This window comes from Streptomyces iconiensis, from assembly GCF_028657195.3.
Taxonomy (GTDB): domain Bacteria; phylum Actinomycetota; class Actinomycetes; order Streptomycetales; family Streptomycetaceae; genus Streptomyces; species Streptomyces iconiensis.
Genome location: NZ_JANCPR020000002.1, coordinates 196,372 through 222,694, shown reverse-complemented (window position 1 = coordinate 222,694; position 26,323 = coordinate 196,372). Strand labels below are relative to the sequence as shown.

General features: G+C 71.6%; 25 protein-coding genes and 1 riboswitch. Of the genes, 17 read left to right on the top strand and 8 right to left on the bottom strand.

Annotated features, from left to right (window positions below; all coding sequences use genetic code 11):
- The first annotated feature begins 2 nt into the window (after positions 1–2).
- Positions 3–1,373: a M16 family metallopeptidase gene (locus NMN56_RS02600; protein WP_274043705.1), complete on the top strand. Its 1,371-nt coding sequence runs from the start codon at positions 3–5 to the stop codon at positions 1,371–1,373.
- Between the two features lie 451 nt (positions 1,374–1,824).
- Positions 1,825–1,987, top strand: a riboswitch (cyclic di-AMP (ydaO/yuaA leader).
- 13 nt (positions 1,988–2,000) lie between these two features.
- The gene (locus NMN56_RS02595) at positions 2,001–2,825 is read left to right on the top strand and encodes a M23 family metallopeptidase (RefSeq protein WP_274043526.1); all 825 of its coding nucleotides are present in this window, start codon (positions 2,001–2,003) and stop codon (positions 2,823–2,825) included.
- Between the two features lie 378 nt (positions 2,826–3,203).
- Here NMN56_RS02595 and NMN56_RS02590 read toward each other — a convergent pair whose 3' ends face one another.
- Positions 3,204–3,494, bottom strand: coding sequence for an HPr family phosphocarrier protein (locus NMN56_RS02590; RefSeq protein WP_274043527.1), 291 nt, complete (start codon positions 3,492–3,494; stop codon positions 3,204–3,206).
- Positions 3,495–3,644: 150 nt separating this feature from the next.
- Here NMN56_RS02590 and NMN56_RS02585 point away from each other — a divergent pair, with 150 nt between their 5' ends.
- From NMN56_RS02585 to NMN56_RS02570, 4 genes are all read left to right on the top strand, one after another.
- On the top strand, positions 3,645–6,539 hold the full coding sequence (locus tag NMN56_RS02585) for a bifunctional acetate--CoA ligase family protein/GNAT family N-acetyltransferase (protein WP_274043528.1): 2,895 nt from the start codon (positions 3,645–3,647) through the stop codon (positions 6,537–6,539).
- Between the two features lie 82 nt (positions 6,540–6,621).
- Positions 6,622–7,224, top strand: coding sequence for a DUF5998 family protein (locus NMN56_RS02580; protein WP_274043529.1), 603 nt, complete (start codon positions 6,622–6,624; stop codon positions 7,222–7,224).
- The gene (locus NMN56_RS02575) at positions 7,221–8,444 is read left to right on the top strand and encodes an alkaline phosphatase family protein (protein WP_274043530.1); all 1,224 of its coding nucleotides are present in this window, start codon (positions 7,221–7,223) and stop codon (positions 8,442–8,444) included. The genes NMN56_RS02580 and NMN56_RS02575 overlap by 4 nt, the downstream gene beginning before the upstream one ends.
- 66 nt (positions 8,445–8,510) lie before the next feature.
- Positions 8,511–9,227: a thymidine kinase gene (locus tag NMN56_RS02570; RefSeq protein ID WP_274043531.1), complete on the top strand. Its 717-nt coding sequence runs from the start codon at positions 8,511–8,513 to the stop codon at positions 9,225–9,227.
- On the opposite strand, the gene NMN56_RS02565 is transcribed toward NMN56_RS02570, so the two are convergent.
- Entirely contained in the window at positions 9,193–9,987 is a 795-nt protein-coding gene (locus NMN56_RS02565; RefSeq protein WP_274043532.1) for a VOC family protein, read from the bottom strand. The genes NMN56_RS02570 and NMN56_RS02565 overlap by 35 nt on opposite strands.
- Positions 9,988–10,194: 207 nt before the next feature.
- Here NMN56_RS02565 and NMN56_RS02560 point away from each other — a divergent pair, with 207 nt between their 5' ends.
- Positions 10,195–11,064, top strand: a complete 870-nt coding sequence (locus NMN56_RS02560; protein WP_274043533.1) for a sulfurtransferase — start codon at positions 10,195–10,197, stop codon at positions 11,062–11,064.
- Between the two features lie 163 nt (positions 11,065–11,227).
- Here the strand turns inward: NMN56_RS02560 and sepH are convergent, their stop codons facing one another.
- Complete coding sequence (gene sepH / locus NMN56_RS02555; protein WP_274043534.1) at positions 11,228–12,391, bottom strand: septation protein SepH; 1,164 nt, start codon at positions 12,389–12,391, stop codon at positions 11,228–11,230.
- Between the two features lie 459 nt (positions 12,392–12,850).
- Between sepH and NMN56_RS02550 the strand changes: the two genes are divergently transcribed.
- On the top strand, positions 12,851–14,122 hold the full coding sequence (locus NMN56_RS02550; RefSeq protein ID WP_274043535.1) for an ICP22 family protein: 1,272 nt from the start codon (positions 12,851–12,853) through the stop codon (positions 14,120–14,122).
- Between the two features lie 96 nt (positions 14,123–14,218).
- On the opposite strand, the gene NMN56_RS02545 is transcribed toward NMN56_RS02550, so the two are convergent.
- Positions 14,219–15,541, bottom strand: a complete 1,323-nt coding sequence (locus NMN56_RS02545) for a D-arabinono-1,4-lactone oxidase (RefSeq protein ID WP_274043536.1) — start codon at positions 15,539–15,541, stop codon at positions 14,219–14,221.
- Positions 15,498–16,751, bottom strand: a complete 1,254-nt coding sequence (locus tag NMN56_RS02540) for an MFS transporter (protein ID WP_274043537.1) — start codon at positions 16,749–16,751, stop codon at positions 15,498–15,500. Before NMN56_RS02540 ends, NMN56_RS02545 begins: the two co-directional genes overlap by 44 nt.
- Before the next feature lie 101 nt (positions 16,752–16,852).
- On the opposite strand from NMN56_RS02540, the gene NMN56_RS02535 reads away from it, so the two are divergent.
- Both NMN56_RS02535 and NMN56_RS02530 read left to right on the top strand, forming a co-directional pair.
- The gene (locus NMN56_RS02535) at positions 16,853–18,004 is read left to right on the top strand and encodes a ferrochelatase (protein ID WP_274043538.1); all 1,152 of its coding nucleotides are present in this window, start codon (positions 16,853–16,855) and stop codon (positions 18,002–18,004) included.
- Between the two features lie 16 nt (positions 18,005–18,020).
- Positions 18,021–18,851 (top strand): inositol monophosphatase family protein, encoded by an 831-nt coding sequence (locus NMN56_RS02530; RefSeq protein ID WP_274043539.1) that lies wholly within the window; start codon positions 18,021–18,023, stop codon positions 18,849–18,851.
- 110 nt (positions 18,852–18,961) lie between these two features.
- Here NMN56_RS02530 and NMN56_RS02525 read toward each other — a convergent pair whose 3' ends face one another.
- Positions 18,962–19,135, bottom strand: coding sequence for a hypothetical protein (locus tag NMN56_RS02525; protein ID WP_274043540.1), 174 nt, complete (start codon positions 19,133–19,135; stop codon positions 18,962–18,964).
- Positions 19,136–19,512: 377 nt separating this feature from the next.
- On the opposite strand from NMN56_RS02525, the gene NMN56_RS02520 reads away from it, so the two are divergent.
- The 4 genes from NMN56_RS02520 (at position 19,513) to NMN56_RS02505 (ending at position 22,976) form a co-directional block, all read left to right on the top strand.
- The gene (locus tag NMN56_RS02520) at positions 19,513–20,166 is read left to right on the top strand and encodes a response regulator transcription factor (protein WP_274043541.1); all 654 of its coding nucleotides are present in this window, start codon (positions 19,513–19,515) and stop codon (positions 20,164–20,166) included.
- Positions 20,167–20,172: 6 nt separating this feature from the next.
- On the top strand, positions 20,173–21,450 hold the full coding sequence (locus NMN56_RS02515) for a sensor histidine kinase (protein WP_274043542.1): 1,278 nt from the start codon (positions 20,173–20,175) through the stop codon (positions 21,448–21,450).
- A 520-nt stretch (positions 21,451–21,970) separates the two neighbouring features.
- Positions 21,971–22,270, top strand: coding sequence for a DUF4193 domain-containing protein (locus tag NMN56_RS02510; protein WP_016470291.1), 300 nt, complete (start codon positions 21,971–21,973; stop codon positions 22,268–22,270).
- Positions 22,236–22,976: a hypothetical protein gene (locus NMN56_RS02505; protein ID WP_274043543.1), complete on the top strand. Its 741-nt coding sequence runs from the start codon at positions 22,236–22,238 to the stop codon at positions 22,974–22,976. Before NMN56_RS02510 ends, NMN56_RS02505 begins: the two co-directional genes overlap by 35 nt.
- Positions 22,977–23,082: 106 nt before the next feature.
- On the opposite strand, the gene NMN56_RS02500 is transcribed toward NMN56_RS02505, so the two are convergent.
- Positions 23,083–23,550: a DUF3093 domain-containing protein gene (locus NMN56_RS02500; protein ID WP_274043544.1), complete on the bottom strand. Its 468-nt coding sequence runs from the start codon at positions 23,548–23,550 to the stop codon at positions 23,083–23,085.
- Between the two features lie 57 nt (positions 23,551–23,607).
- Here NMN56_RS02500 and NMN56_RS02495 point away from each other — a divergent pair, with 57 nt between their 5' ends.
- Genes NMN56_RS02495 through NMN56_RS02485 form a run of 3 tightly spaced genes read left to right on the top strand, consistent with a single transcriptional unit; the run spans position 23,608 to position 25,557 of the window.
- Positions 23,608–24,201, top strand: a complete 594-nt coding sequence (locus NMN56_RS02495) for a PaaI family thioesterase (RefSeq protein WP_274043545.1) — start codon at positions 23,608–23,610, stop codon at positions 24,199–24,201.
- Complete coding sequence (gene dut, locus NMN56_RS02490; protein WP_274043546.1) at positions 24,198–24,767, top strand: dUTP diphosphatase; 570 nt, start codon at positions 24,198–24,200, stop codon at positions 24,765–24,767. The genes NMN56_RS02495 and dut overlap by 4 nt, the downstream gene beginning before the upstream one ends.
- Position 24,768: 1 nt before the next feature.
- Positions 24,769–25,557 (top strand): DUF3710 domain-containing protein, encoded by a 789-nt coding sequence (locus tag NMN56_RS02485; RefSeq protein WP_274043547.1) that lies wholly within the window; start codon positions 24,769–24,771, stop codon positions 25,555–25,557.
- Between the two features lie 113 nt (positions 25,558–25,670).
- Here the strand turns inward: NMN56_RS02485 and NMN56_RS02480 are convergent, their stop codons facing one another.
- Positions 25,671–26,273, bottom strand: a complete 603-nt coding sequence (locus NMN56_RS02480) for a HutD/Ves family protein (protein WP_274043548.1) — start codon at positions 26,271–26,273, stop codon at positions 25,671–25,673.
- Positions 26,274–26,323 lie beyond the last annotated feature (50 nt).

Sequence of the window (26,323 nt, the reverse complement as noted above, 5' to 3'; positions counted from 1 at the left end):
GCATGGACTTCCATCCCCAGCCCCGCAGCGGCACCCCCAAGCCGTGGGCCTTCCCCACCCCCGAGCGGGGCACGCTGCCCAACGGCCTGACGGTGCTGCGCTGCCACCGCCCTGGCCAGGAGGTCGTCGCGGTCGAGGTGAACCTGCTGGCGCCGCTGGACGCTGAGCCAGAGGGCCTGGACGGCGTGGCGACGATCATGGCCCGCGCGCTGAACGAGGGCACCGACAAGCACGACGCGGAGGAGTTCGCGGCCGAACTGGAGCGCTGCGGCGCGACGCTGGACTCGCACGCCGACCACCCGGGCGTACGGGTCTCGCTGGAGGTGCCCGTCTCCCGGCTGCCCAAGGCGCTGGGTCTGATGGCGGACGCGCTGCGCGCACCGGCCTTCCCCGACAGCGAGATCGAGCGCCTGGTGGCCAACCGCCTGGACGAGATCCCGCACGAGCTGGCCAACCCGGCACGGCGCGCCGCCAAGGAACTCTCGCACGAGCTGTTCCCCGCCGAGTCGCGGATGTCGCGCCCCCGGCAGGGCACCGAGGAGACGGTGCGCGGCATCGACGCGGCAGCCGTACGCGCCTTCTACGAGGCGCACGTACGCCCCGCCACGGCCACGGCCGTCGTCGTCGGCGACCTGGAGGGCGTCGACCTGGACGCGGCGCTCACCGACACCCTGGGCGCCTGGAAGGGCTCGACGGCCGAGCCCCGGCCGATGCCGCCGATCTCGGCGGACGACAGTGGCCGCGTGGTGATCGTCGACCGGCCCGGCGCCGTGCAGACGCAGCTGCTGATCGGCCGTATCGGCGCCGACAGGCACGACCGCGTGTGGCCCGCGCAACTCCTGGGCGTGTACTGCCTGGGCGGCACCCTCACCTCCCGCCTGGACCGGGTACTGCGCGAGGAGAAGGGATACACGTACGGGGTCCGTTCCTTCGGCCAGGTGCTGCGCTCGACACCGGAGGGCACGGGCGCGGCCATGCTGGCCATCAGCGGCTCGGTCGCGACGGACGTCACGGGACCCGCGCTGGCGGACCTGTGGCAGGTCCTGCGCACGCTCGCCGCCGAGGGCCTGACGGACGAGGAACGGGACGTGGCCGTACGGAACCTCGTGGGTGTGGCCCCGCTGCGCTACGAGACGGCGGCTGCCGTCGCGGGGACGCTGGCAGACCAGGTCGAGCAGTTCCTTCCCGACGACTTCCAGGGGCAGTTGTACGCGCGGCTCGCGGAGACCGGCACCGTGGAGGCGACGGCGGCGGCGGTCAACGCGCTGCCGGCCGACCGCCTGGTGACGATCCTCGTCGGCGACGCCTCCCAGATCGCGGACCCCGTCAGGGAGTTGGGGATCGGCGAGGTCAAGGTCGTCACAGGAGGCTGAGTACGGCGCTGGGGCGTTCTGGGAGCCCTGGGCGCCCTGGGACGGCCCGGGGCGACGGGCAAGCCCTGCACAGCTCCGGGACGCCCCGGGACGCCCCGGGACGGCGGCCCAGGGTCCCCCGAGCGCCTCACGCCGTCTTGCGCGGCCTCAGTTGGTACGTGAATTGGTACGTGAAGGGGCAGGGGCCCGGAGGCGGTACGCGAAGGAGCCCTGGAGTTGGTACGTGAAGGGCCCGGAGGAGGAACATCCTCTTCCGGGCCCTTCCGTCGTGCTGGGCACACCTGTTTCTCCCTTCTGGCAGTGGGATCGCCAAATGCCCGTTTCGCTCGGGGTTGTTGCTGTACGGGGTGTGGCGTAGACGACAAAGACCCGGATTCGTTTGCCGCTTCGGAGACGCCCCGCTTAGCGTCAACGGCGCTGTCCGTCAGAAGTGACCGCACCCGCGGCCGACGGGCAGTGATCGCCGAGTCCCCGTACGGCGCGAGCCAGGGGAGCCGGGGACCCACATGTGAAGTCCCTGGGGTGAATCGGACGGCCTCGCCAGAGGCGGTCCGTAGGAGACCTTCCTGCTCCGAACCCGTCAGCTAACCCGGTAGGCGACAAGGAAGGAAAGGAGTGCGCCACCATATGGCGTTCACCCGTGCCACCGGGAAGCACCGACGTCCGAACAAGGCCCGCCGCGCGGGCGCTGGAGCCGCAGGCATAGCCGGGCTCGCCGCGGTAGGAGTCGTCGGAACCCTGGCATCCCCCGCTTCGGCGGCGGGCGGCGAGTCCCAAGGCGTCCACGACACCGGCCTGAACAACATCGTCGGCGTCGGCGGCCACCTCTCCGAGACCGTCGACGAGCAGGCGCACGTCCAGGCCACGGAGGCCGAGAAGGCCAGGGCCGAGGCCGCGGCCAAGGAGGCTGCGGCGAAGGCCAAGGCCGAGGCCAAGAAGAAGGAGGCCGAGGCCAAGCGCAAGGCGGCGGCCGAGAAGGCGAAGAAGGCGCACGCCGAGAAGGTCAAGGCCGCGCGGGCAGCCGAGGCCAAGCGCGCCAGCCTGAACGGCTACGTCCTCCCCGTGGACAACGCCTCCGTCTCCACCGGCTACAAGCAGGGCGGCGGCATGTGGTCGTCCGGCAGCCACACGGGCATCGACTTCTCCGCGGGCATGAACACCCCCGTGAAGTCCGTCGCTGCCGGTGAGATCGTCGAGGCGGGCAACGGCGGCGCCTACGGCAACAACATCGTGATCAAGCACAAGGACGGCACGTACACGCAGTACGGCCACCTCAACTCGATCGGTGTCTCGGTCGGCCAGTCCGTCAAGGCGGGCCAGCAGATCGGCCTCTCCGGCTCCACCGGCAACTCCTCGGGCCCCCACCTGCACTTCGAGGCCCGTACGGGCGCCGAGTACGGCACCGACATGGATCCCATCGCCTACCTGCGCGGCCACGGCCTCAGCGTCTGAGTCCGCAGGCCGGCCCGGTGGCCGCGCGCCTCGGGCGCGTGAGCCCCCCTGGGCACGCGGGCATCCCGCTCGCGGCAGCGGCACGGAACACGCCAGCGCTCCGGAGCGCACGAGCACCACGGATGACGCGAGCACCCGCCGGCCCCCGGCCCCCGGCCCGACGGCCGGGGGCCGGCGGCCGTTCCGCACGCTGCGGCGGCACGACCCCGCGCGCCCCGGGCGCCACCGGTTCCGGCGCAGGTCGCCCCCGCCACCCGCCCGAGTGGGCGCGCACGCGAAACGGCGGGTGGGGTCCGTTTCCGGACTCCACCCGCCGTTGTCGTGCCTGTCCGCCCCAGGAGGCGGGCCGTGCCCTGTCCGCCCCAGGAGGCGGGCGCCTCAGACCGTCTCCGGAAGCTCCTCAAGCCCCTCGGCTACCAGCTTCGCCAGGCGGTCGAGCGCCTCTGCGGCGCCGTCGTCCTCCGAGGCCAGTACGACTTCCTCGCCGCCCTCGGCGCCCAGGCCCAGCACGCCGAGCATGGAGGCCGCGTTGACCGGGTTGGCGGGCTCGGCCGCGGCCTTCCGGATGGTGACGGGGACCCCGGCGGCCGATGCGGCACGGACGAAGATCGAGGCGGGGCGGGCGTGCAGGCCCTCGGCCCAGCCGACGGTGACGCGGCGCTCAACCATGGTGTTGCCCTTCGAATCGATTGTTGTCTAGACCAGTCTCGCACGGAGCCCTGAGTAGACCGTTTCCGGTACGCGCAGGTCGCGCACCCATAGCCTGCACCGCCCCGCACGCGCCCCGCGACCCGGGCCCCACCGCCGTACGCTGGGCGCATGCCGACCCCCCAGGAGCATGCCTACCCGACCCATTGGGAAGCGGATGTCGTCCTGCGCGACGGCGGAACGGCCCGTGTCCGCCCCATCACGCCCGATGACGCGGGGCGCCTGGTCAGCTTCTACGAACTGGTCTCCGACGAGTCGAAGTACTACCGCTTCTTCGCGCCCTACCCCCGGCTCTCCGACCGCGACGTGCGCCGCTTCACGCACCACGACTACGTCGACCGCGTCGGGCTGGCGGCGACCGTCGGCGGCGAGTTCATCGCGACCGTCCGCTACGACCGCATCGACTCGTGGGGCCGCCCGGCCGGCGAGCCGGCCGACGAGGCCGAGGTCGCCTTCCTCGTCCGCGACGACCAGCAGGGCAGGGGCGTCGCCTCCGCGCTGCTCGAACACATCGGTGCCGTCGCACGCGAGCGCGGCATCCGCCGGTTCGCGGCCGAGGTGCTGCCGGCCAACACCAAGATGATCAAGGTGTTCACGGACGCCGGTTACTCCCAGAAGCGCAGCTTCGAGGACGGCTCGGTCCACCTCACCCTCGACCTGGAACCCACCGAGCGCTCCCTCGCCGTGATGCGCGCACGGGAACAGCGCGCCGAGGGGCGCTCCGTCGGGCGCCTGCTCGCGCCGGGTTCGGTCGCCGTCATCGGCGCCAGCCGCACGCCGGGCGGCGCGGGCCGCGCCGTGCTGGAGAGCCTGCGTGCGGGGGGTTTCACCGGACGGCTGTACGGGGTCAACCGCGCGCTGCCCGAGGGTGAGACCGACCTGGCGGGAGTGCCCTCCTACCGCTCGGTGCGCGAGATCCCCGAGCAGGTCGACCTGGCCGTCCTCGCCGTGCCCGCTGCCGAGGCGAGCGCCGTGGTCACCGCGTGCGGCGAGGCCGCCGTCCAGGGCCTCGTCGTCTTCTCCGACGGCTTCGGCCGCGCCGAACAGCGCGAACTGGTCCGCCTCGCCCGCTCGTACGGCATGCGCCTCATCGGACCCAACGCGCTCGGCGTGATCAACACCAGCCAGGACGTACGCCTCAACGCGACCCCGTCGATCCGGATGCCGGCGCACGGCCGTACCGGGGTCTTCACCCAGTCCGGCGCCATCGGCATCGCGCTCCTGGACGGGCTCGACCGGCGCGGCATCGGCCCCTCCTCGTTCGTCTCGGCGGGCAACCGCGCCGATGTCTCAGGAAACGATCTCCTCCAGCACTGGGACGAGGACCAGGACACCGATGTCGTCCTGATGTATCTCGAATCCATCGGCAATCCACGCAAGTTCACGCGTCTCGCCAAGCGCACGGCGGCCCGTAAACCGGTCGTCGTCGTCAAGGGCGCGCGGCAGCGCGGTAGCGCGCCACCGCCGGGCCACGCGGCGCCCGCGGCGCGCACCCCCGACGCGACCGTCTACGCGCTGCTGCGGCAGGCCGGTGTGCTCATGGTCGACACGTTCACCGAGCTGCTCGACACCGGCCTCCTGCTCGCCGGTCAGCCGACGCCCCGGGGACCGCGGGTCGCCGTCCTGGGCAACACCGACGCGCTCAGCCTGCTGACCTACGACGCCTGCCTCACCGACGGGCTGCGCCCGCTCCCCGTCGTCGCGCTCCCCGCCTCGGCCACACCGGGTGACTTCGGCCGCGCGCTGCGCCGTGCCCTCGACGATCCGGAGACCGACGCCGCGCTGGTCGCCGTCATCCCCTGGGTGCCGACCGAACTCCCCGGCGCCACCGGCACGCACAGCCCCGACGCACCCCCTGACGGACATGTCGCCGCCCTCGCCGACGCGTTGTGCGAGGCGGCCGAGGCGGCGTCCCCCTCGGCGGCCGGGCCGGGCGAGGAGGACGGTACGGGCGCGAAGGCGGCTGCCAAGCCGGTCGCCGTCGTCCACCTCGCGATGGAGGGCCTCGAAGCCGCGCTCGCGCGCCGCGGCCTGCCCTCCTACCCCACGCCCGAACGCGCCTCACACGCACTGGCCGAGGCCGTCCGCTACGCACGCTGGCGCGAGGAGGCACGCGTACCGGGCAAGGTCCCCGAATACGAGGTCGACGAGGCGGCGGCAGCCGACCTGCTCGCCCGCGCCACCGAGCCCGACCGGCAACGCGGCACCCACAGCGCTCCCCGCGAGCACGAGCACAGCGGGCACGGCGGGCACAGCATCCACGGTGAGCACGGCACCGGCGGCACCGGCGTCCGAGGAACAGGCGAGCGCAGCACCTACAGCCACGCCCTCACCGATGAGGAGGCCGCGCTGCTCCTGGACTGCTACGGCATCGCCGTACAGCCCACCCGCCCGGCGCCGGACGCCGAGGCCGCTGTGGAGGCGGCGCGTGAACTCGGCTATCCCGTGGTGCTGAAGACCACGGCGCCCCATCTGCGCCACCGCGCCGATCTCGGCGGCGTACGCCTGGACATCGCGGCCGAGGCGGGCCTGCGCCGCGCGTACGGCGAGCTGACCGGAGCGCTCGGCGCCCCCGACGAGCTGCGCCCCGTCGTGCAGTCCATGGCCCCGCGCGGTGTCGGCACCGTGATCAGGGGGACCCTCGACCCGGCCATCGGCGCCGTGCTCTCCTTCGGTCTCGCCGGTACCCCCTCCGACCTGCTCGGGGACACCGCGCACCGGCTCGTGCCCGTCACCGACAAGGAGGCGGGTGAGCTGGTCCGTACGATCCGCTCGGCGCCGCTGCTGTTCGGTTGGCGCGGCGCCGAACCCTCGGACACGGCGGCGCTCGAGGAGGTGCTGCTGCGGGTCTCGCTGCTGCTGGACGACCATCCCGAGGTGGTCGCGGTCGAGCTGGACCCGGTGGTGGTGGCGCCCCGGGGTGTGACCGTGCTGAGCGCTTCGGTGCGGGTGGCCGCGCCGGAAAGGTCGCCCGACCTGGGGGCCCGCAGGCTTCCGGCGTACTGAAGGGGCTCCTCCGGGCCCGCGTGGTGTCCCGGGGCGTGCGCGCGTGCGCTGGGCCCGCGCGCCGCCCCGTAGGATGGCTGTCATGGCGAAGACCGGTACGACGACCCAGGGGCTGCGCGAGGCGATCGAGCGTAGCGGCTATTACCCGGCTCTCGTGGCCGAGGCTGTCGAGGCGGCGGTGGGCGGAGAACCCGTTGCCTCCTACCTTGTGCACCAGGAGACCACGTTCGACTCGAACGAGGTACGGCGCCATGTCACGGTCCTTGTCCTCACGCGCACCCGCTTCCTTGTCAGCCACACCGACGAGCAGGCGGCGGACGGCACCTCGCCGTCCCCGTACGCCACGACATCCACCGAGTCCGTGAAGCTGGAGCGGATCTCCTCCGTCGTGCTCTCACGCGTGGTCGCCAACCCCGAGTCCTACACACCCGGCACCCTGCCCCGCGAGGTCGTCCTCACGATCGGCTGGGGCGCCGTCTCGCGCCTCGACATGGAACCGGCCAGCTGCGGCGACCCCAACTGCGAGGCGGACCACGGGTACACGGGCTCCTCGACGGCCGACGACCTCTCGCTCCGGGTCAGCGAGGCGGGCGACGGGCCCGACACCGTGCGCCAGACCCTCGCATTCGCACAGGCACTCTCGGAGGCCACCGCAGGAACGACCCGCGTCGGACCCCCGCAGTGACCCGGGAGCACCTACCACCCCCGCACCCCGGCACCGCCCCGTACCCGCCGCAGCACGCGGAAGCGCCGCTCGACCCCCTTACGGCGCCCGTACCGCGCTACGGCTCGGGCGCGCTCTCCGACCTCCTGCCCTCCGTCGCCGCGGGGCTCGGCGTGCCCGGCATGGAGAGCGGGCTCACGCTGGAGCCCGCCGACCGCGCCTGCGTCTTCCTCGTCGACGGCATGGGCTGGGAGGCGCTCAGGGCGCACCCGGACGAGGCGCCGTTCCTCACGTCCCTGCTGGCCGGGTCGGCCAACGGCACGGGAGAGCCGATCACTTCGGGCTTCCCCTCGACCACGGCCACCTCGCTGGCTTCCGTCGGTACGGGCAGGGTTCCGGGGGAGCACGGGCTGCCCGGATACACCGTGCTGGACCCCGGGACCGGCAGGCTCATGAACCAGCTCCGCTGGCAGCCCTGGACCGACCCGCACGCGTGGCAGCCGTACCCCACCGTCTTCCAGCGCGCCGACGCGGCGGGGATCGCCACCAGCCAGGTGACGGCGCCGCACTTCGAGCACACACCGCTCACCAAGATCGCGCTGTCCGGCGGCACGTTCCTCGGCCGTCTCGCAGCCGAGGACCGTATGGATGTGGCCGCCGAACGCCTCGCCGCGAGCGACCGCGCGCTCGTCTACACGTACTACGCCGAACTGGACGGCAACGGCCACCGCTACGGCATGGACTCCGACGCCTGGCGCGGACAGCTCATGTACGTCGACCGGCTCGCGCAGCGTCTCGCCGAGCAACTGCCGCCCCGCTCCGCGCTCTACGTCACGGCGGACCACGGCATGGTGGACATCCCCGCCGCCACCGAGGCGCGTCTCGACTTCGACGAGGACTGGGAACTGAGCGCGGGAGTGGCCCAACTCGGCGGTGAGGGCCGGATGCGGCACCTCTACGCCGTACCCGGCGCCGCGGCCGACGTGCACGCCGTGTGGCGGGATGTGCTCGGCGAGCAGGCGTGGGTGGCGACCCGCGAAGAGGCCATCGCGCTGGGCTGGTTCGGGCCCGGCGTCGATGCCCGGGTGCGCGGCAGGATCGGTGACGTGGTCGTGGCGATGCGCGACGACATCGCCGTCATCGCCACCCGGCGCGAGCCCAAGGAGTCCGAACTGATCGGCATGCACGGTTCGGCGACCGCGGCCGAACAGCTCGTGCCGCTCCTCGAAGTCCGCACCTGACGGACCGCCTCCGACCGACCCCCCACGCAGGCACAGCGCACACACGTCAGAAAGGCCCGAAGCCCCATGCCAGAGCTGGTGTTCTTCTCCGGAACCATGGACTGCGGGAAGAGTACACTCGCGCTGCAGATCGAGCACAACCGCTCGGCGCGCGGCCTCCAGGGCATGATCTTCACCCGGGACGACCGCGCGGGCGAAGGACGGCTGTCCTCCCGGCTCGGCCTGGTCGCCGAGGCCGTCGAGGTCGCCGAGGACCTCAACTTCCAGGCCCACCTGGTCAAGCACCTCACGGCGGGCTGGCGCACCGACTACCTGATCGTGGACGAGGCGCAGTTCCTCTCGCCCGAGCAGGTCGAACAGCTGGCCCGCGTCGTGGACGAACTCGGCATCGACGTCTTCGCCTTCGGCATCGCGACCGACTTCCGCACCCGCCTCTTCCCCGGCTCCCAGCGGCTCATGGAGCTGGCCGACCGTACGGAGACGCTCCAGGTCGAGGCGCTGTGCTGGTGCGGAGCCCGCGCGACGCACAACGCCCGTACCCTCGGCGGCAGAATGCTCGTCGAGGGCGCGCAGGTCGTCGTCGGTGATGTGGGCGAGCCGAGCGGCGAGATGGGCTACGAGGTGCTGTGCAGGCGCCACCACAGGCGCCGCCTCACCGCGGCGGCAGCGGGCGCCGGCGCGCTCTCGCCGGACGTACTGCCCGTCGATGTGTCCGCGCAGCCGACGGCCCCGCCGCCGGGCCGGCGGTTCAGCGATCCGCGCTCACGGGCCGGATCACGCTGAACCGCGCGCCCTCCGGGTCGGTGATCGCCGCCACCCGCCCATAGGGCGAGTCCTGCGGCTCGCGCGCCACCCTGCCGCCCAGCTCCCGCACCTTGCGCACCATGAAGTCGGGGTCATCGACCGCGAAGTACGTACGCCAGTGCGGCCCCCTGTCGCGGGGCAGCGCGTCGCCGACACCGTGGATACCGGCGATCGGCTCCCCGTCGACGGAGAGCGTCACGTAGTCGAAGTCCACCGACTCGACGGTCTCCGCCTCGTATCCGAACACCGCCTGGTAGAACTTCACGACCGACGACGTCTCACGGGTGAGCAGTTCGAACCACACCGGTGCGCCGACCGTCCCCATGGGTGCCGTCCCCAGGCCCGGATACTGCGCGTCCTGCCAGATGCCGAAGACCGCTCCCTGGGTGTCGGACGCGATGGCCATCCGGCCGGCGGTCTCCGCGTCCAGCGGCCCCACGGCCACCGTTCCCCCGATTTCCCTGACGCTGCCCGCCGTCTCGTCGGCGTCAGCGCTCGCCATGTACGGGAGCCAGGCAACGGGTACCTGCCTGCCGGGCGACTTCTCGCCCAGTCCCGCCACCTCGTGCCCCTGCGCCACCGCGCGTACGTACGGACCGAGCTGCTGCGGTCCCGCGCGGTACTCCCAGCCGAACAGCTCGTGGTAGAAGTCCTTGCTCGCGTCCAGCCCATGCGCCATCAGGCTCGCCCATGCGGGCGCCCCGGGCGTATGCCGTCGCCGAGTCTCTGCCCCGGTCATCTGCTTCGCTCCTTGAGACCATCATCGATGCGGTCGTGCGGTGGAAGTGCCCCGGCGTCCTTGCCGTGGTCCGTGACTTGCAGCCAGTCAGATGCTCGCACCACCTGTCGTGCGGCGCTTCCCGGCCGCGCCGCTTTTCTCTCCTTCGGGAACAGAATCCCCGTCCCCTGCACGAGAACAGCCGTTCAGCGCGCGAAGATGGGCGCCATGACAGCCATCATCTCCGTGCCCGAACTCGCGAGCGACCTTGCGGAGGGCGCCGCTCCCGTACTGCTCGACGTGCGCTGGCAGCTCGGCGGCCCGCCCGGACTGCCCGCGTATCAGGCGGGCCATCTGCCGGGTGCCGTCTATGTGGACCTCGAAACGGAACTCGCCGCTCCAGCGGGCAACGGCACGGGCCGTCACCCGCTGCCGCCTCTCGACGTCTTCGGCGCCGCCATGCGCGCCGCCGGCGTCTCGGCCGACAAGTCCGTCGTCGTCTACGACGGCGGTGGCATGGGCGGAGGTTGGGCCGCGGCACGCTGCTGGTGGCTGCTGCGCTGGGCGGGCCATCCCGATGTCCGCGTCCTGGACGGCGGTCTCGCCGCGTGGAGCGCGTACCGCGAGAGCGAGGGAGGCGGGGCGCTGCCGCTGAGCACGGAGACACCGGAGCCGCCCGAGGGCGATTTCCGGCCGACTCCCGGCGGAATGCCGATGCTCGAAGCCGACGACGCCGGCTCCCTCGCGCGGCACGGCCTCCTGCTGGACGCACGCGCGGCCGAGCGCTACCGGGGCGAGGTCGAGCCCATCGACCCCGTGGGCGGCCACATCCCCGGCGCCGTCTCGGCACCGACGACGGAGAACGTCACGGACGCGGGGACCCTGCGTAGCCGGCAGGCACTCGCCGAGCGCTTCGAGGCGCTGGGCGCGGGCCCCGGTACGGAGGTCGGCGTCTACTGCGGCTCCGGCGTCTCGGCGGCGCACGAGGTCCTCGCGCTCGCCGTCGCCGGCATCGACGCCGCGCTCTACGTCGGCTCCTGGAGCGAGTGGACGGCCGACGGCGCACGCCCTGTGGCCACAGGACCCGAACGGGGCTGAAGGCGGCGGAGAGGGCGCGGGAGAGAGGCGCCGCGTGAACGGGGGAGAAGGCGGGTCCTGGGGGCGCTCCCGGGAGCCGCCGGCCTGACCCCCGGAGGCGCACACGCAGGCGCCGGACCGTTCCTTCGGACGGGAACGGTCCGGCGCCTGCGCTGTGTTGACGTCAGTCCTTCTTTCGGCGTGTACCGAAGACGATCTCGTCCCAGCTCGGTACGGCGGCCCGCCGTCCCGGCCGTACGCCGTCCGCCTCCGCCTGCCTGTCGGTGGTGCCCTTGAGCCGGTCCCTGTGCGCGCCCACCGAACGCGGCATGAGCACGTCCGCGTACGCCGAACCCGCGCTGGCCGCCGGAGCGGGCGGTTCGACCGCCTCCTCCTCTTCCTGCTCCGCGCTCTCGGGCTCCTGCTCCTCCTGCTCGGAGGGCGTGCCGGAGGTGTCAGGCTGCTCCGGCGCGGACGGGACCGAGGGAACCGACGGGACCTGCGGCTCCGGTACGACCATGTCGCCCCGGAAGCTCGGTACCGCCTCCAGCAGGCTCGTGAGCGAGTCGGGCTCGCTGCCGTCGCCGGCACCGCGGTCCCGGTCGTCCTCGTCACCCGGTGCCGGTGAGAAAGCGGCGGGCTCCAGCTCGGGACGGCCCGAGCGCTCACCGCGGCCCTCGCGCTCACCACGGCTCTCACCGCGCTCCGCGCGCTCGCTCCGGTCACGGGGCAGCCGCGCGATCCTCGGCACGAACGGGAAGCTCGGCTCCGGGGTGTCGTCGGTCTCGCCGATCAGCGCCCTGGCCTCGTCGTCCACCGCCTGCACCAGACGGCGCGGCGGGTCGTAGGTCCAGGTCGCCGAGTGCGGCTGGGCCGCGACGCGGTAGGCGAGCAGCACCTCCCAGGTGCCGTCGTCCCTGCGCCAGGAGTCCCAGTGCGTGGAGTCCTTGTCGGCGCCGCGCAGCAGCAAGCGCTCGCTGACGGCCTCACCGAGCTGCGGTCCCGCGTTCTCACCGGGGCGCCGCACGGGCGTCTTACGGGCCCGCTCGGCCATGAAGGCACGCTCCGCGAGCACGGGGCCCTCGAAGCGGCGTACACGGTCGACGGGGATACCGGCGAGAGAGGCGACCTCCTCGGCGGAGGCGCCGGACCTTATACGCGCCTGGATGTCACGCGGTCTGAGGTGGCTCTCGACCTCGATCTCGATCTGGCCCAGCCGCGCGCGGTCGTTTCTGACCGCGGCGCGCAGGCGCTCATCAATCGGAAGCGTGTACTCCGTGCTGTCGGCAGCTTTGAGCACCAGTCGTGTGCCGTCGTTGCTGACGGCCACGACACGCAGTTCGGGCATGGGGACCTCCCGGGTGGTGCCTGCCGACGTCACGTGCGTCGCTGCTCCCGCTAGACGAGTGTGGCCTGCCCGGGTGCAGCCTGCCACAACCTTGCCGACTTGCTCGGGGATCCGAGGCAGTGTGCGCGACGAGCACAACATACCGAACTGCTCAGAACCACCGACATGGCACGGTTACCTCCTCACAACGCACGGTGACCAGGATGATCGCCGTGGGCAGCCTGCGCCGGGTCAGAGCCGAGACCAGGGCTCGTCACACTACTCCATTAGTGCCACCCGGGTGGACCGCCGCGCTACCGAAGTTGCTCCAGCGTAAGGGAGTTGACGCACCACTTGTCCATTTGGCCTGGTTGGGGCAGGTGGCAAGCCTCACAGAACCACCCGAAGCGGAACTATTGGCTTCGCATAAAAGTCCCTTAGTCGTGCACAGTGGTTGGAGTGTGCGATCGAGGGCGGTAGATGGGTAAGAACGACATAACCGGCCAGGAAGAGCGGAACGACGACAAGGGTGGGAGCGGTGGAGAGGGCAGGACCAAGAGACTTGATCTGAGCTTTGCGCAGGTGATGGGCAGTGCCGTCGCCGCCGTCATCGCCGCGTTCCTGGCCGGCCAGCTGAACGTGTACGGGACATTTCTCGGCGCCGGTGTGGTCAGCCTCGTCGCCACCAGCGGCGGTCCGATCTTCCAGCACTTCTTCCGCAGGACCGGCGAGCAGATCAAGGAAGTCGCCGTTCCGCCGAAGACGCGCACGCGGCAGCTCCCCCTGCGGGATCCCGCCGCCGGCTGGAAGGACGACTCCGGTCTCGACGCCACCCAGGCGATGCGCGGTACGGGGCAGGTCCCCGGCGCCGAGCCGGCAGGGCACACCCAGGCGACCCGGCTGATCCCCACCGCTCCGCGCGAGGGGGACCCCGCCTTCCGCGAGGAGGACAGGGAAGGCGGCGGCGAGGACGAGGCGCGCAGGACCGAAGGCGAGCGAGCCCCTGACCAGGTGCAGATGCTGGACACCTCGATGGTGACCAGGATGCTGCCGGGTGCCAGGGGCGCCGAGGGCGGGCACGGCAGCGCAGGCGAGGCGGCCGACGCGACCCGACTGCTGGGCACCGTGGACGGCCCCGGTGGCACGCAGGTGCCCGAGGACAAGCTCCCCGGGAGCGACGAGTTCACCCATGCCACGGTGCACGGCACCCGCTGGCGTGGCTGGAAGCGGACGCTGCTGCCCGCCCTCGTCGTGTTCGTGATCGCGATCGGCGGCGTCACGCTGTACGAGGCGATCTCGGGACACAACGTCTCCGGCGGCAAGGGCACCTCCATCAGCGATGTGTTCCGGCCCGGAGGCGGCTCTTCCGGCGACAGCCCCGACGCGCCTCCCGCTACCCCGGACCCGGGGCAGTCGCAGGACGGCGACGACGGCTCCACCGGCGGCCACGACGGTTCGGACGGGCAGTCGCCCGATCCCGGGGCCACACCGGGTGAGCACGGCGGCAAGGGGAACACCGACTCCGGCTCGGGCGACAAGGAGGGCTCCACTCCCACTCCGGAACAGAGCACTCCGCAGCGGCCCGGCGGGACCGGCGACCCGGACGAGACCGGGAAGCCCGGCGACTCCAGCGGTTCCGGCGACCAGCAGGACGGCACCGACAGCGGCTCGGGCACCGGCCAGGACCACAGCGGTACGGGAGAGGGCGGGCAGTTCCCGCAGCGGCAGCAGAACGGGCCCACCCAGGAGTGAAGCCCTCGCACCGCTGACGAAGGGCCGGGCACACCAGCGGGTGTGCCCGGCCCTTTCGCGTGCGGCGGCGTGAACGGGGGCGTCTTGCCGGGCCGCTCAGTCGCCCAGGACGCGCCGCAGGTAGGAGTTGCCGAAGACGCGGTCGGGGTCGAGGCGGTCGCGCAGCGCCGTGAACTCCTCGAAGCGCGGATAGACGCCGGCCAGGTACTCCGCGTCCCTGCTGTGCAGCTTGCCCCAGTGCGGGCGGCCGGCGTGCGCCGTCATGATCCGTTCGACAGCGCTGAAGTACGCCTCGTGCGGCGTGCCCCGGTACATGTGGACCGCCACGTAGGCCGTCTCGCGCCCGCCGGCCGTGGAGAGCGGGATGTCGTCGCCGGGGGCCGTACGTACCTCAACGGGGAAGCTCACACGGAAGTCCGACCGTTCGACCAGGGACTTCAGCTCGCGCAGCGCCCCGACGAGCGCCTCGCGCGGTATGGCGTACTCCATCTCCACGAAGCGCACCCGGCGCGGGCTGGTGAAGACCTTGTGCGGGATGTCGGTGTACGTACGCGCTGACAGGGCGCGGCTGGAGACGCGGGCGACGCCTGGCACCGTGGCGGGCACGGCCTTGCCGAGCGAACATACGGCCTGGAAGACGCCGTTGGACAGCAGCTCGTCGTCTATCCACCCGCGCATGCGGGGGAGGGGCCGGGCAGGGCCCGTGCTGCGGTTGTTGCGCTTGGTGTTGCAGCCGTCGGTGTGCGGGAACCAGTAGAACTCGAAGTGCTCGTTCTCGGTCACCAGTTGATCGAACTCGCTGGTGACCTGGGCGAAGGACATCGGCTCCTCGCGCGCCGTCAGCAGGAACTCCGGCTCGACAGCGAAGGTCAGTTCGGTGAGCACCCCCAGCGCGCCCAGACCCAGCCGGGCCGAGGCGAACACCTCGGGGTTCTCGGTGGCCGAGCAGCGCAGCACCGTACCGTCGGCGAGGACCAGTTCGAGCCCGGTGATCTGTGCGGCGACCGAGGCCGACTCGCGCCCCGTGCCGTGTGTGCCGGTGCTGACGGCGCCGGACGCCGTCTGCTCGACTATGTCGCCCATGTTCGTCAGCGAGAGGCCCTCGGCTGCCAGCGCGGCGTTCAGGACCTTCAGGGGCGTTCCGGCTGCGACGGTGACCGTGCCGGCCTCGCGGTCGAGGGAGCGGATGCCGCTGAGCCGGTCGGGCCGTATCAGCACGCCGTCCGTGACGGCGGCGGCCGTGAACGAGTGGCCCGTGCCCGCGGCCTTCACCTTCAGGCCGTCGGCCGCCGCCCTGCGCACCACCTCGGCGAGGGCGTCCGTCGAGGAGGGCGAGACGGTCCGCGCGGGCGAGGCGGTCACATTGCCCGCCCAGTTACGCCACGTTGCTCCCCGGCTGCTCGTCGACTGCACGCTCATTCCCGACCGTCCCCTCTCGCAGCTTCACCGGCCGAGAGCTCAGCCGGCGGTAGCCGAGGAACGCCACCATGGCCGCCAGCGCGCCCGCCGCAGCGGGCACCCCGTAGGCACGGTCGGCGCCGAAGGTGTCGACCGCCCAGCCGGCGGCCGAGGACCCCAGCGCCACCCCGACCGCGAGACCCGTACTGGTCCACGTCATGCCCTCGGTCAGCTTGGCGCGCGGGACGAGCTGTTCGACGAGGGCCATGGTGGTGACCATCGTCGGGGCAATGGTCATGCCCGCGATGAAGAGCGCCACGGCCAGGGACGGCAGGTTCCCCACCAGTTGGAGAGGGATCATACTCACGGCCATCGCACATACACCCAGCAGCCACCGCTTCGCCGGCGGCGAAGCCGGCCGCAGCAGCCCGTAGGCCGCGCCCGCCAGCACGGACCCCAGCGCGTAGACGGCGAGCGTCACGCTGGCCAGCGCCTTGTGGCCCTGCTGCTCGGCGTAGGCGACGGTCGCCACGTCGATCGAACCGAAGATCGCGCCGGTGAACGCGAACGCGGCAACCAGCACCTGGAGGCCCGGCGTCCGCAGCGCCGACCCTCCGCCGTGCTGCCCACGGGGGTGCGGCGGCGGCTCGGTGGAGCGCTGCGAGCTGAGCCAGAGCACCCCGACGAGCAGGAAGGCGGCGGCCAGAGAGGGCCCGGCCTCGGGGAACCAGGCGGTGGACAGGCCGATGGCGAGGATCGGACCGAAGACGAAGCAGGACTCGTCCACGACCGACTCGAAGGCGAACGCCGAGTGCAGCAGCCGTGGTTCGTCCCTGTGGATGTGCGCCCAGCGGGCCCTGACCATCGATCCCACGCTCGGCATGCATCCGGCGCCCACGGCGAACAGGAACAGCAGCGCGTCGGGCGCACCACCGCGCGCCGACGCCACCAGACCCGCGACGGCCGCCACGGTGATCAGCATCGCGGGGCGTATCACCCGCCGTTGCCCGTGGCGGTCGACCAGGCGCGATATCTGCGGGCTGAAGGCCGCGGAGGAGAGGGCAACCGTCGCCGAGAGCGCGCCGGCGAGCCCGTAACGGCCGGTGATCTGGGAGATCATCGTGACGACGCTGATGCCCATCATGGACAGCGGGAGGCGGCCGAAGAATCCGGCCGCCGAGAAGGTTCTGCTTCCGGGCGCTGTGAAGATCGCGCGGTAGGGACTGGCCAAAGTGGAGCTCTTGCCGATCAGGTCAGGAATGGGAGGAGAAGTACAGCTTACGGGCGGGAGGGCGGCCGTCCCGCCCGACTGCCGGATGGCAGGATCGAGGCATGTCCGATGCGCACTCGACCGGCTCTTCGCCGGACGCCACCCACGCCCCGTACGACGCGTTGCTGCTGCTCTCCTTCGGAGGCCCGGAGGGACCGGACGACGTCGTTCCGTTCCTGGAGAACGTCACCAAGGGCAGGGGCATCCCGCGAGAACGGCTGGAGGAGGTCGGGCAGCACTACTTCCTCTTCGGCGGCGTCAGCCCCATCAACGCGCAGAACCGCGCGCTGCTGGACGCGCTCCGCAAGGACTTCGCAGGCCACGGGCTCGACCTGCCCGTCTACTGGGGCAACCGCAACTGGGCCCCGTACCTCACCGACACCCTGCGTGAGATGACCCGCGACGGCTGCCGCCGCGTCCTCGTGCTGGCCACCAGCGCGTACGCCTCCTACTCGGGCTGCCGCCAGTACCGCGAGAACCTCGCTGAGTCCCTGGCGGCCCTGAAGGCAGAGGGCCTGCGCCCCCCGCGCGTCGACAAGCTGCGGCACTACTTCAACCACCCCGGCTTCGTCGGGCCCGTGACCGACGGCGTGCTCGCCTCGCTCGCCGAACTCCCCGACGGGGTACGGGAGCGCGCGCACCTGGTCTTCACCACCCACTCCATCCCCACGGCGGCGGCCGACACCTCGGGCCCCGTCGAGGCGCACGGGGACGGCGGCGCCTACGTTGCCGAGCACCTGGACGTGGCCCGCGTGATCGTCGAGGCGGTGCGCGAGCGCACGGGAACGGCGTACCCCTGGGAACTCGTCTACCAGTCGCGCAGCGGCCCGCCCCAGGTGCCGTGGCTGGAGCCGGACATCTGCGACCACCTGGAGGACCTGCACGGGCAGGGCGCACCGGGAGCGGTGATGGTCCCCATCGGCTTCGTCTCCGACCACATGGAGGTCCTCTACGACCTGGACACCGAAGCCACCGCCAAGGCGTCCGAGCTGGGCCTGCCCGTGGCACGGTCGGCGACCGTCGGTTCCGACCCGCGCTTCGCCGCCGCCGTACGCGAGCTGGTGCTGGAACGCGCCGCCACGGAGCGGGGCCAGCAGCCCGCGCGGTGCGCACTCGGCGCGCTCGGGCCCAGCCACGACCTGTGCCCCGTCGGCTGCTGCCCGGCCCGCACACCCGAACCGGCGGCGGCCGGGGCCGACGCACCGAACCTCTGAGGAGCGACACAAGCACGTGAGTGACACACACGAGACGTCCGGCGGCGCCGGCGAGGACCTCAAGGCCGAACTGCTCGGCCTGGCCCAGGAGGCGGCCCTGCGCGCGGGCACGTTCCTGCGCGACGGGCGCCCCGCCGACCTGGGCGTCGCGGCCACCAAGACCAGCCCCATCGACGTCGTCACGGAGATGGACGTGGCCTCGGAGAAGCTGATCACCGGCTTCCTGGCCGAACACCGCCCCGACGACGGTTTCCTGGGCGAGGAGGGCGCTGAGAGCGAGGGCAGCTCCGGCGTCCGCTGGGTCATCGACCCCGTGGACGGCACCGTCAACTACCTCTACGGGCGCCCCGAGTGGGCCGTCTCCATCGCCGCCGAGCACCACGGGGAGCGGGTCGTCGGCGTTGTCGCGGCACCCCTGCGCGGGGAGACCTGCCACGCCGTACTCGGCCAGGGCGCCTACCTGAACGGGCTGCGGCTGAGCTGCCGCCCCTCCCCGCCGCTCGACCAGGCACTGATCGGGACCGGGTTCGGCTACATCACCGAGCGGCGGGTCGCGCAGGCGGCCGTCGCCCAGCGGCTGATCCCGCGCGTGCGGGACATCAGGCGCGGTGGCTCGGCAGCCATCGACCTGTGCGATGTGGCCTCGGGCCGCCTCGACGGGTTCTACGAGCGCGGCCTCAACCCCTGGGACCTGGCAGCCGGCGACCTCATCGCCCGCGAGGCAGGCGCCCGCACCGGGGGCCGCGCGGGTCTCCCGGCGGACGGCGACCTGACCGTCGCGGCCTCGCCCGGGGTCTTCGAGGTGCTCCAGCCGCTCCTGGAGGAACTGGGCGCCTGGCACGACTGAACGACCGGCAGGACCGAACGGGGAAGACCGCGCGGGAACAGCGAAAGGCCCCCGGAAGCTCGGCTTCCGGGGGCCTGCGCATGTGAGGGGCCGGTGAAGGCTTCCGGCTCTCAGCCGGAAGTGGCGCCTACCTCGACGCCGTGCTCTGCGGCCAGGCGCCGCAGGTCTTCCAGCTCGGACTGCTCGACGTCCACGAGGAAGTCGTCGCCCGACTCGCGAGCGCGGTGCAGGTCGGATTCGGTGGTCTGTATGCGCTGCAGGATGCCGGCGGTGAACGCGTCCATGGTGTGCCCCCTCGTCGTGGGTCGGCGGCACGGGGGTGTGCCGAGGGTGTGGTGCTTGAGAGTCACGGCGTGGTCCCCTGTGTGGCGTCGGCGGCACGTTGTGGCACGCCGCGCACGGGGCGTGATCTCGGGGTGTGCCCTCGTCCTCCCCAGGCGCCTCCTGGCAGAAACCTCAACGTCCCTGAAAAATTTGCGGGTCCCGGCCCGTGGCCCCGCTCGTCATCTGGGCCGCTCCGCCCCTTACAGCCGATTTACCAGCGTTGAGGGCAGGATGGAGTGGGCAGGGAGTGCGCGGCTGTAACGAGGAACACACCGGCCGTCACAGGGCACACATGCCTCCCGCACCCACACCACCACCACGAGGGAAGGACAGCGCCGTGCGCGTACTCGTCGTCGAGGACGAGCAACTGCTCGCCGATGCCGTGGCGACCGGCCTCCGCCGGGAGGCCATGGCCGTCGATGTGGTCTACGACGGGGCCGCCGCGCAGGAACGCATCGACATCAACGACTACGACGTCGTCGTACTCGACCGTGACCTGCCGGTCATCCACGGAGACGACGTCTGCCGGAGGATCGTCGAGCTGGGGCTGCCCACCCGGGTGCTCATGCTCACCGCTTCCGGAGACATCAGTGACCGGGTGGAGGGCCTGGAGCTGGGCGCCGACGACTACCTCCCCAAGCCCTTCGCGTTCTCCGAGCTGACCGCCCGTGTGCGCGCCCTCGGGCGCCGCACCACGACCGCGCTGCCGCCCGTCCTGGAGCGCGCGGGCATCAAGCTGGACCCCAACCGCCGCGAGGTCTTCAGGGACGGCGAGGAGGTCCAGCTGGCGCCCAAGGAGTTCGCCGTTCTGGAGGTCCTGATGCGCGGGGAGGGCACCGTGGTCTCGGCCGAGCAGCTGCTGGAGAAGGCGTGGGACGAGAACACCGACCCGTTCACCAACGTCGTACGCGTCACGGTCATGACGCTGCGCCGGAAACTCGGTGAACCCCCGGTGATCGTCACCGTTCCCGGCGCGGGGTACCGGATCTGATCCCCGATGGCCTCCTCCACCTCCTCCACAGGGACCGGCCCCGGCTCGGGGAACCGTCCGGCGCCGCAGCCGCCGCCCAAGCCCACCTGGGACCCCCGCGAGAGCCCGCGGTCGTACCCCTGGCTGAGGCCGACCATCCGGATACGGCTCACGCTGCTGTACGGCGGCATGTTCCTGATCGCCGGCATGGTGCTGCTCACGATCATCTATCTGCTCGCTGCCCAGGCGCTGAGCGAGAGCAGCCAGCTGCCCTTCCGCATCCTGAACGTCGAGGCGCAGCCGACCTCCGACCGCTGTCCCGGGCTGACCGGCACGCTGCCCAGCGACGTGTTCATGCAGCGCCTCCAGGCGTGTGCCGACGAACAGCGCAGGCTGGCGCTCGACGGGCTGCTGCGCCGCTCGCTGCTGGCGCTGCTGGGCCTGGCCGTCGCCGCCTTCGCCTTCGGCTACGTGATGGCCGGCCGCGTCCTCTCGCCGCTCGGCAGGATCACGCGTACGGCCCGCCAGGTCGCCGGCTCCGACCTGCACAAGCGGATCGAGCTGGAGGGCCCGGACGACGAACTGAAGGAGTTGTCGGACACCTTCGACGAGATGCTGGACAGACTGGATCGCGCGTTCACCGCGCAGCAGCGCTTCGTCGCCAACGCCTCGCACGAGTTGCGCACTCCACTGGCGATCAACCGCACGCTGCTGGAGGTCCAGCTCGCCGACCCCGATGCCTCGCCCGAGCTGCACCAGCTCGGCAAGACCCTGCTGGCCACCAACGAGCGCAGTGAGCAGCTCGTGGAGGGCCTTCTGCTGCTCGCCAGGAGCGAGAACGAACTGGTGGACAGGAAACCCGTGGACCTCGCTGAGGTGGCCTCACAGGCGGTCGAACAGGCCCGTGGTGAGGCGTCCGGCAAGGGGGTCGAGTTGCGCGGGGTGCGTCAGCCCACGTATGTACAGGGCAACGGGGTCCTTCTGGAGCGCGTCGCACTGAACCTGGTGCAGAATGCCGTGCGCTACAACCTGCGGGAGGGTGGATGGGTCTCGGTCAGTACGGAGGCCCAGCCGGGGCAGGCCGTTCTGGTGGTCGAGAACACCGGCCCGGTCGTACCCGCCTACGAGGTCGACAACCTCTTCGAACCGTTCCGCAGGCTCCGTTCGGAGCGTACGGGGAGCGACAAGGGGGTCGGCCTCGGCCTCTCCATCGTGCGCTCGGTCGCGCGAGCCCATGGGGGCAACGTCTCGGCCGAACCACGAGAGGACGGAGGACTCGTCATGCGGGTCGCGCTGCCGGTATGAGGAGCGCCGGTGCCGGGTGACCGAGTACGGGAAGAGCGTGGCCACGATCCGTGACGGGCCGACCGACATAGCGAAGTTGGCGAGAAGAGGCCGCCCAGGTCCATGAGGTGACCAGAAGTGATCAACCATGGCCCGCCGTAGTCGTACCCAGGTTCGCTATAGGCGGAATTCCGAGGTTTCACGCCGCTTCGGAGGTCGCTGTGATCGATCACACACACGATTTTTTCTCGGTATGTGCAGGGTGGGCCCGGACCGGGAAGAAATCCGGGAAAATCCAGGTTTCCGCAGGTGGAGATCGCGGGCAATACCCGGGATGGCGTGTACGAAGCGCGACCGGGGACCGTTTATGGTCCTCCTCGACAGCCGACGTGATCACCTCTTCAGGGGTGCAGTTGGGTGTCGATTGAGTAACAGACCTTGATGTGAGGCAAAATCTCCGCCTCGGGTCGGGCACAAGTCCGGCCTCTCACGCGTTACGTGCGCTGGAGACACCACAGACACCCAGAGGGGGAGAGCGACGATGGCAACGGATTACGACACCCCACGCAAGACCGATGACGACGTCAACGAAGACAGCATCGAAGAGCTGAAGGCCCGGAGGAACGACAAGTCCGCTTCGAATGTCGACGTGGACGAGTTCGAGCAGGCCGAAGGGCTTGAGCTTCCCGGCGCGGATCTCTCCAACGAGGAGCTGTCCGTCCGCGTGCTGCCGCGTCAGGCCGACGAGTTCACGTGCATGAGCTGCTTCCTGGTCCACCACCGCTCGCAGCTGGCGGCGGAGAAGAATGGCCAGCCCATCTGCCGCGACTGCGCGGCCTGAGCCGGAACGGACTGGACGGTCCGTGGCGGACGAAGACGCACGTGACGACGAGCGAGGCCCACAGGACCAGTCGGCCTCGCTCGCGCCGTACGTTCCCGAGGAGCCCGAGAAGGGGGTACGGCCGGCGCGCAAACACAGAGCGCGCGCCTTTCTGCGTGTGGTCGCCGACCGCGTGATCGACACCGCTCCACGGGTGCCGGTGCGGGACCTGGAGACCCTCCACGCGCAATTTCCGGGGCTGGGCCCCGAAGAGCTGGCCGACAAGCTGGTCGCGGGAGCCGTGAAGAGCGCGGCGACCGTCGGCGCCGGAGTCGGCGCTGCGGCGATGCTGCCCGTACCGCCCGCGATGCCCGCCGAACTGGCGGCCGAGATCGTCGGGGTGGCGAGCATCGAGCTGAAGCTGATCGCCGAACTCCACGAGGTCTACGGCCGTAGACCGGCGGGCAACGCCCGCGAGCGGTCCGCCGCCTATCTGACGTCCTGGACCTCCGAGCGGGGCATCGAGATCACCAGGCCCGCCTCGCTCAACTCCGCGATGGGCGGGCAGTTCCGCCGTCAGCTGCGGCAGCAGATCATGAAGCGCACGCTGCGCAACCTCCCCAACCTCACGCCGTTCCTGATCGGCGCCGCCGTCGGCGCCTTCATGAACCGCCGCGACACCGCGAGGCTCGCCGCACGTGTGAGGAAGGACCTGCGCGGCGCCTGAGAGGGCCGACGAGCCGTTTACGCGCTCGTGCTGCCCCGGGGCCACGGGAACCTCTCAGCCCCTTGAGCCTCCGTCCGGCCATGAGGCTCCGTCCGCCCCCTGAGGCTCAGGAAGGCGTCGCCTCGCGCGCCGAGCGCAGTGCGGCCACCAAGTTTTCGGGGTGCCGGGTCGAGACGTAGATGTACGGGGTCGGGTCCTCCGGGTCCGTCACCTCGATACGCACAGCCGTCGGCACGTAGCTGCGCAGCACCATGTGGGCACGGGTGTCGGCCTTGTGCCTGCGCCAGGCAATCGCTTCCTCGGCGTCCAGCGCCTCGGCCGTACCCAGGGCCGAGAGCGGAATCCGGGCGTCCCCCGCCACCAGCGAGCCGGCCACCACGCGTACACGTACGCCGCCGTACGCGCTCACGCACACCGAGGCGAGGGCGGTGGCGGCGACCAGGCCGCACAGCATGGCCAGCAGGCCGAGAGGCAGCAGCATCACACCGCCGCCCACGCCGATACCGGCGGCGATCAGCCACCAGGAACGCGGTGCGGTCAGACGCTCGTCGTAGGGCTGGGCCTGAGGAACCATGTGTGCAAGCTTGGCACGCGCCCCCGCGCGGCCCGCACGGCGGTAAGGTCTGCACCCGTGAGTGCTGCGAACCGCCCCAAGACCTCCCTGGTGCCGCCGGACGACGCCGTCGCCCCCGTACGCCATCCCGAAGCCCCGGCACCCGGTGCCCCGCTCGGTGCCCACTACGACCAGTGCTTCGGCTGCGGTGAGGGCCAGCCGCACGGTCTGCATCTCCAGGCGCGCGCCGGGGACGGCGTGAGCGTCACGGCCGAGTTCACCGTCAAGGCCGCCCACCAGGGTGCGCCGGGCCTCGCGCACGGCGGGGTCCTCACCAGCGCCCTCGACGAGACCCTCGGCTCCCTGAACTGGCTGATGCACGTCATCGCCGTCACCGGGCGGCTGGAGACCGACTTCGTACGCCCCGTACCCGTCGACACCGTGCTGCACCTGGAGGCCAGGACCACCGCTGTGCACCGCCGCAAGATCTACTCCTCGGCCGTGGGCCGCATAGGCGGGCCCGATGGGCCTGTGGCCGTGCGCGCCGACGCCGTCTTCATAGAGGTGAAGGTCGAGCACTTCATCGAGCACGGCCGTGACGAGGAGATCCAGGCGGCGATGGACGAACCCGACGAGGTGAGGCGCATCCGCGCCTTCGAGGTGAACCCATGAGTGACCTTCGCGGTGTACCCGCGGACGACGGCGGGACCGTGGAGGTCCTGCTCCGGCTGACCGACCCCGAGGTGCCTGTGCCCTCCTACGCGCACCCGGGGGACGCGGGGTGCGACCTCGTGACCACCGAGGGTGCCGAACTCGCGCCGGGGGAGCGGACCGTACTGCCGACGGGGGTCTCGCTCGCGCTCCCCGAGGGGTACGCGGCCTTCGTGCACCCCCGTTCCGGGCTCGCGGCCCGGTGCGGCGTCTCTCTCGTGAATGCGCCCGGAACCGTCGATGCCGGGTACCGTGGGGAGATCAAGGTGATCGTGGCCAATCTGGACCCGCGCGAGTCTGTGCGGTTCGACCGGTTCGACCGTATCGCCCAACTCGTTGTCCAGCGGGTGGAGAAGGTGCGCTTCCGCGAGGTGGAGGAGCTGCCAGGATCGGCCCGGGCCGCGGGGGGATTCGGCTCCACGGGCGGGAACGCCGCGCGGCGTGAGCCCGTCCAGCAGACAGCCGCACAGCAGAAGGATTACGTTGCGGTCGGTGCCGACCAAGCTTCCGACCTGAGAGGACAGTGACGTGTTCGGACGTCGTCGCAAGAAGAGCGAAAAGCCTGAGACGGGCGCCTCGGACGAGTTCGAGACGGAACAGGGTGCCAACGAGGCCGCGGGCGAGCAGAAGGACGCTGCGGAGTCGGCGGGCGGCGAGCGCGTGAAGCTCCCCCCGGTGCCCCGTCCCGACGGCCCCTGGGACATCGAGGAGGTCGGCGACCCCAGCACCGGCAGGGTCGACCTCGGCGGTCTCTTCGTCCCCGGTGTCGAGGGCATGGAACTGCGCGTCGAGGTCGCGGGTGACGCCATCGTCGCGGCGACCATCGTGCTCCAGGACAGCGCCATCCAGCTCCAGGCGTTCGCCGCTCCCAAGCGCGAGGGCATCTGGGACGAGGTGCGCGAGGAGATCGCCTCCGGCATCACGCAGCAGGGCGGCGTCATCGACGAGACCGAGGGCAAGCTCGGCTGGGAACTGCGGGCCCAGGTGCCCGTGCAGCTGCCCGACGGCACCAACGGTGTGCAGGTCGTACGGTTCATCGGCGTCGACGGCGTCCGCTGGTTCCTGCGCGGCGTGATCTCGGGCCAGGGCGCGGTCCAGCCGGAGGCTGCCGGGCTGCTGGAACAGATCTTCCAGGACACCGTCGTCGTGCGCGGTGACTCCCCCATGGCGCCCCGCGACCCGATCGTGCTCAAGCTTCCCGAGGACGCGCAGATGGTGCCCGACGGTGTCCAGCAGGAGACCGTCGAGGAGGGCTCCCGCTTCGCCGGTGGCCTCGACAAGCTTCAGCGCGGCCCGGAGATCACCGAGGTCCGCTGACGCGTGTGCCCGTGCCCGGCCGGGACCGTGCGCTCTTCTTGAGCGTGCGGTCCCGGCTTTTCTCTGCCTCGGGCCCGCATCAGCCGTGACCTTGCCGGACGCGGGGTGTGGCGTCAGGGCTCCGCGGTGATCCTGATCGCGGCCACCGTGCCGTCGCCCCGCAGAGTCAGCGCCCCCGGGCCTTCCTCGTGTACGCAGTCGAGACGGCCGAGCACGGTCTCCCGCCCGTCCGTTCCGCCGACGGTGATCCCCTCGGTGACGGCCATGACGAGCAGGGTCTCGCCGGTGGTACACGTCATCCGCGCTCCCCCTGCGGCGGCCACCGCGACGATCCGCACCTGTGCTGTCGCCCGGCCCCTGCGGGTCATCACGTTCATGTCGCGCACCGCGCCCGCCTCAAGCCGGCAGTCCGTCGCCGCGTCGCCGGAGAAGGCGAACGGGCTCAACGGCTGGACCGGTTGCGGGGTCCCTTCGACGGTCAGCACCATGCCTTCGCCCTCGACCAGGGTGATCACGCGGTCGACGCCGGGGAAGGGAGAGAACGGGCCTCCCCCGTCCACGTCCGCGACACTCACCCGCCAGTCGAAACCCTCCGCGTGCTCCGCCGGGGCCAGGGGCGCTCGCAGGTTGCCCGACGCGACCTCCCGGGTCGTACCGCCGCCGTTCTTCCACGGCATGCTGCGGTACGCGCTCCAGCGCAGAACCTCTCCGCCCATCCGAAGCCGCCTCCGTCTTCCGTCATCCAGCCGGCCGCCGGGCCGTAAGG

Bases quoted from the DNA above. Each gene is read 5' to 3' on its own strand.
- NMN56_RS02600 (WP_274043705.1), top strand. From the start codon at position 3: ATGGACTTCCATCCCCAGCCCCGCAGCGGCACCCCCAAGCCGTGGGCC.
- NMN56_RS02595 (WP_274043526.1), top strand. From the start codon at position 2,001: ATGGCGTTCACCCGTGCCACCGGGAAGCACCGACGTCCGAACAAGGCC.
- NMN56_RS02590 (WP_274043527.1), bottom strand. From the start codon at position 3,494: ATGGTTGAGCGCCGCGTCACCGTCGGCTGGGCCGAGGGCCTGCACGCC.
- NMN56_RS02585 (WP_274043528.1), top strand. From the start codon at position 3,645: ATGCCGACCCCCCAGGAGCATGCCTACCCGACCCATTGGGAAGCGGAT.
- NMN56_RS02580 (WP_274043529.1), top strand. From the start codon at position 6,622: ATGGCGAAGACCGGTACGACGACCCAGGGGCTGCGCGAGGCGATCGAG.
- NMN56_RS02570 (WP_274043531.1), top strand. From the start codon at position 8,511: ATGCCAGAGCTGGTGTTCTTCTCCGGAACCATGGACTGCGGGAAGAGT.
- NMN56_RS02565 (WP_274043532.1), bottom strand. From the start codon at position 9,987: ATGACCGGGGCAGAGACTCGGCGACGGCATACGCCCGGGGCGCCCGCA.
- NMN56_RS02560 (WP_274043533.1), top strand. From the start codon at position 10,195: ATGACAGCCATCATCTCCGTGCCCGAACTCGCGAGCGACCTTGCGGAG.
- sepH (WP_274043534.1), bottom strand. From the start codon at position 12,391: ATGCCCGAACTGCGTGTCGTGGCCGTCAGCAACGACGGCACACGACTG.
- NMN56_RS02550 (WP_274043535.1), top strand. From the start codon at position 12,851: ATGGGTAAGAACGACATAACCGGCCAGGAAGAGCGGAACGACGACAAG.
- NMN56_RS02545 (WP_274043536.1), bottom strand. From the start codon at position 15,541: ATGAGCGTGCAGTCGACGAGCAGCCGGGGAGCAACGTGGCGTAACTGG.
- NMN56_RS02535 (WP_274043538.1), top strand. From the start codon at position 16,853: ATGTCCGATGCGCACTCGACCGGCTCTTCGCCGGACGCCACCCACGCC.
- NMN56_RS02525 (WP_274043540.1), bottom strand. From the start codon at position 19,135: ATGGACGCGTTCACCGCCGGCATCCTGCAGCGCATACAGACCACCGAA.
- NMN56_RS02515 (WP_274043542.1), top strand. From the start codon at position 20,173: ATGGCCTCCTCCACCTCCTCCACAGGGACCGGCCCCGGCTCGGGGAAC.
- NMN56_RS02510 (WP_016470291.1), top strand. From the start codon at position 21,971: ATGGCAACGGATTACGACACCCCACGCAAGACCGATGACGACGTCAAC.
- NMN56_RS02505 (WP_274043543.1), top strand. From the start codon at position 22,236: ATGGCCAGCCCATCTGCCGCGACTGCGCGGCCTGAGCCGGAACGGACT.
- NMN56_RS02500 (WP_274043544.1), bottom strand. From the start codon at position 23,550: ATGGTTCCTCAGGCCCAGCCCTACGACGAGCGTCTGACCGCACCGCGT.
- dut (WP_274043546.1), top strand. From the start codon at position 24,198: ATGAGTGACCTTCGCGGTGTACCCGCGGACGACGGCGGGACCGTGGAG.
- NMN56_RS02480 (WP_274043548.1), bottom strand. From the start codon at position 26,273: ATGGGCGGAGAGGTTCTGCGCTGGAGCGCGTACCGCAGCATGCCGTGG.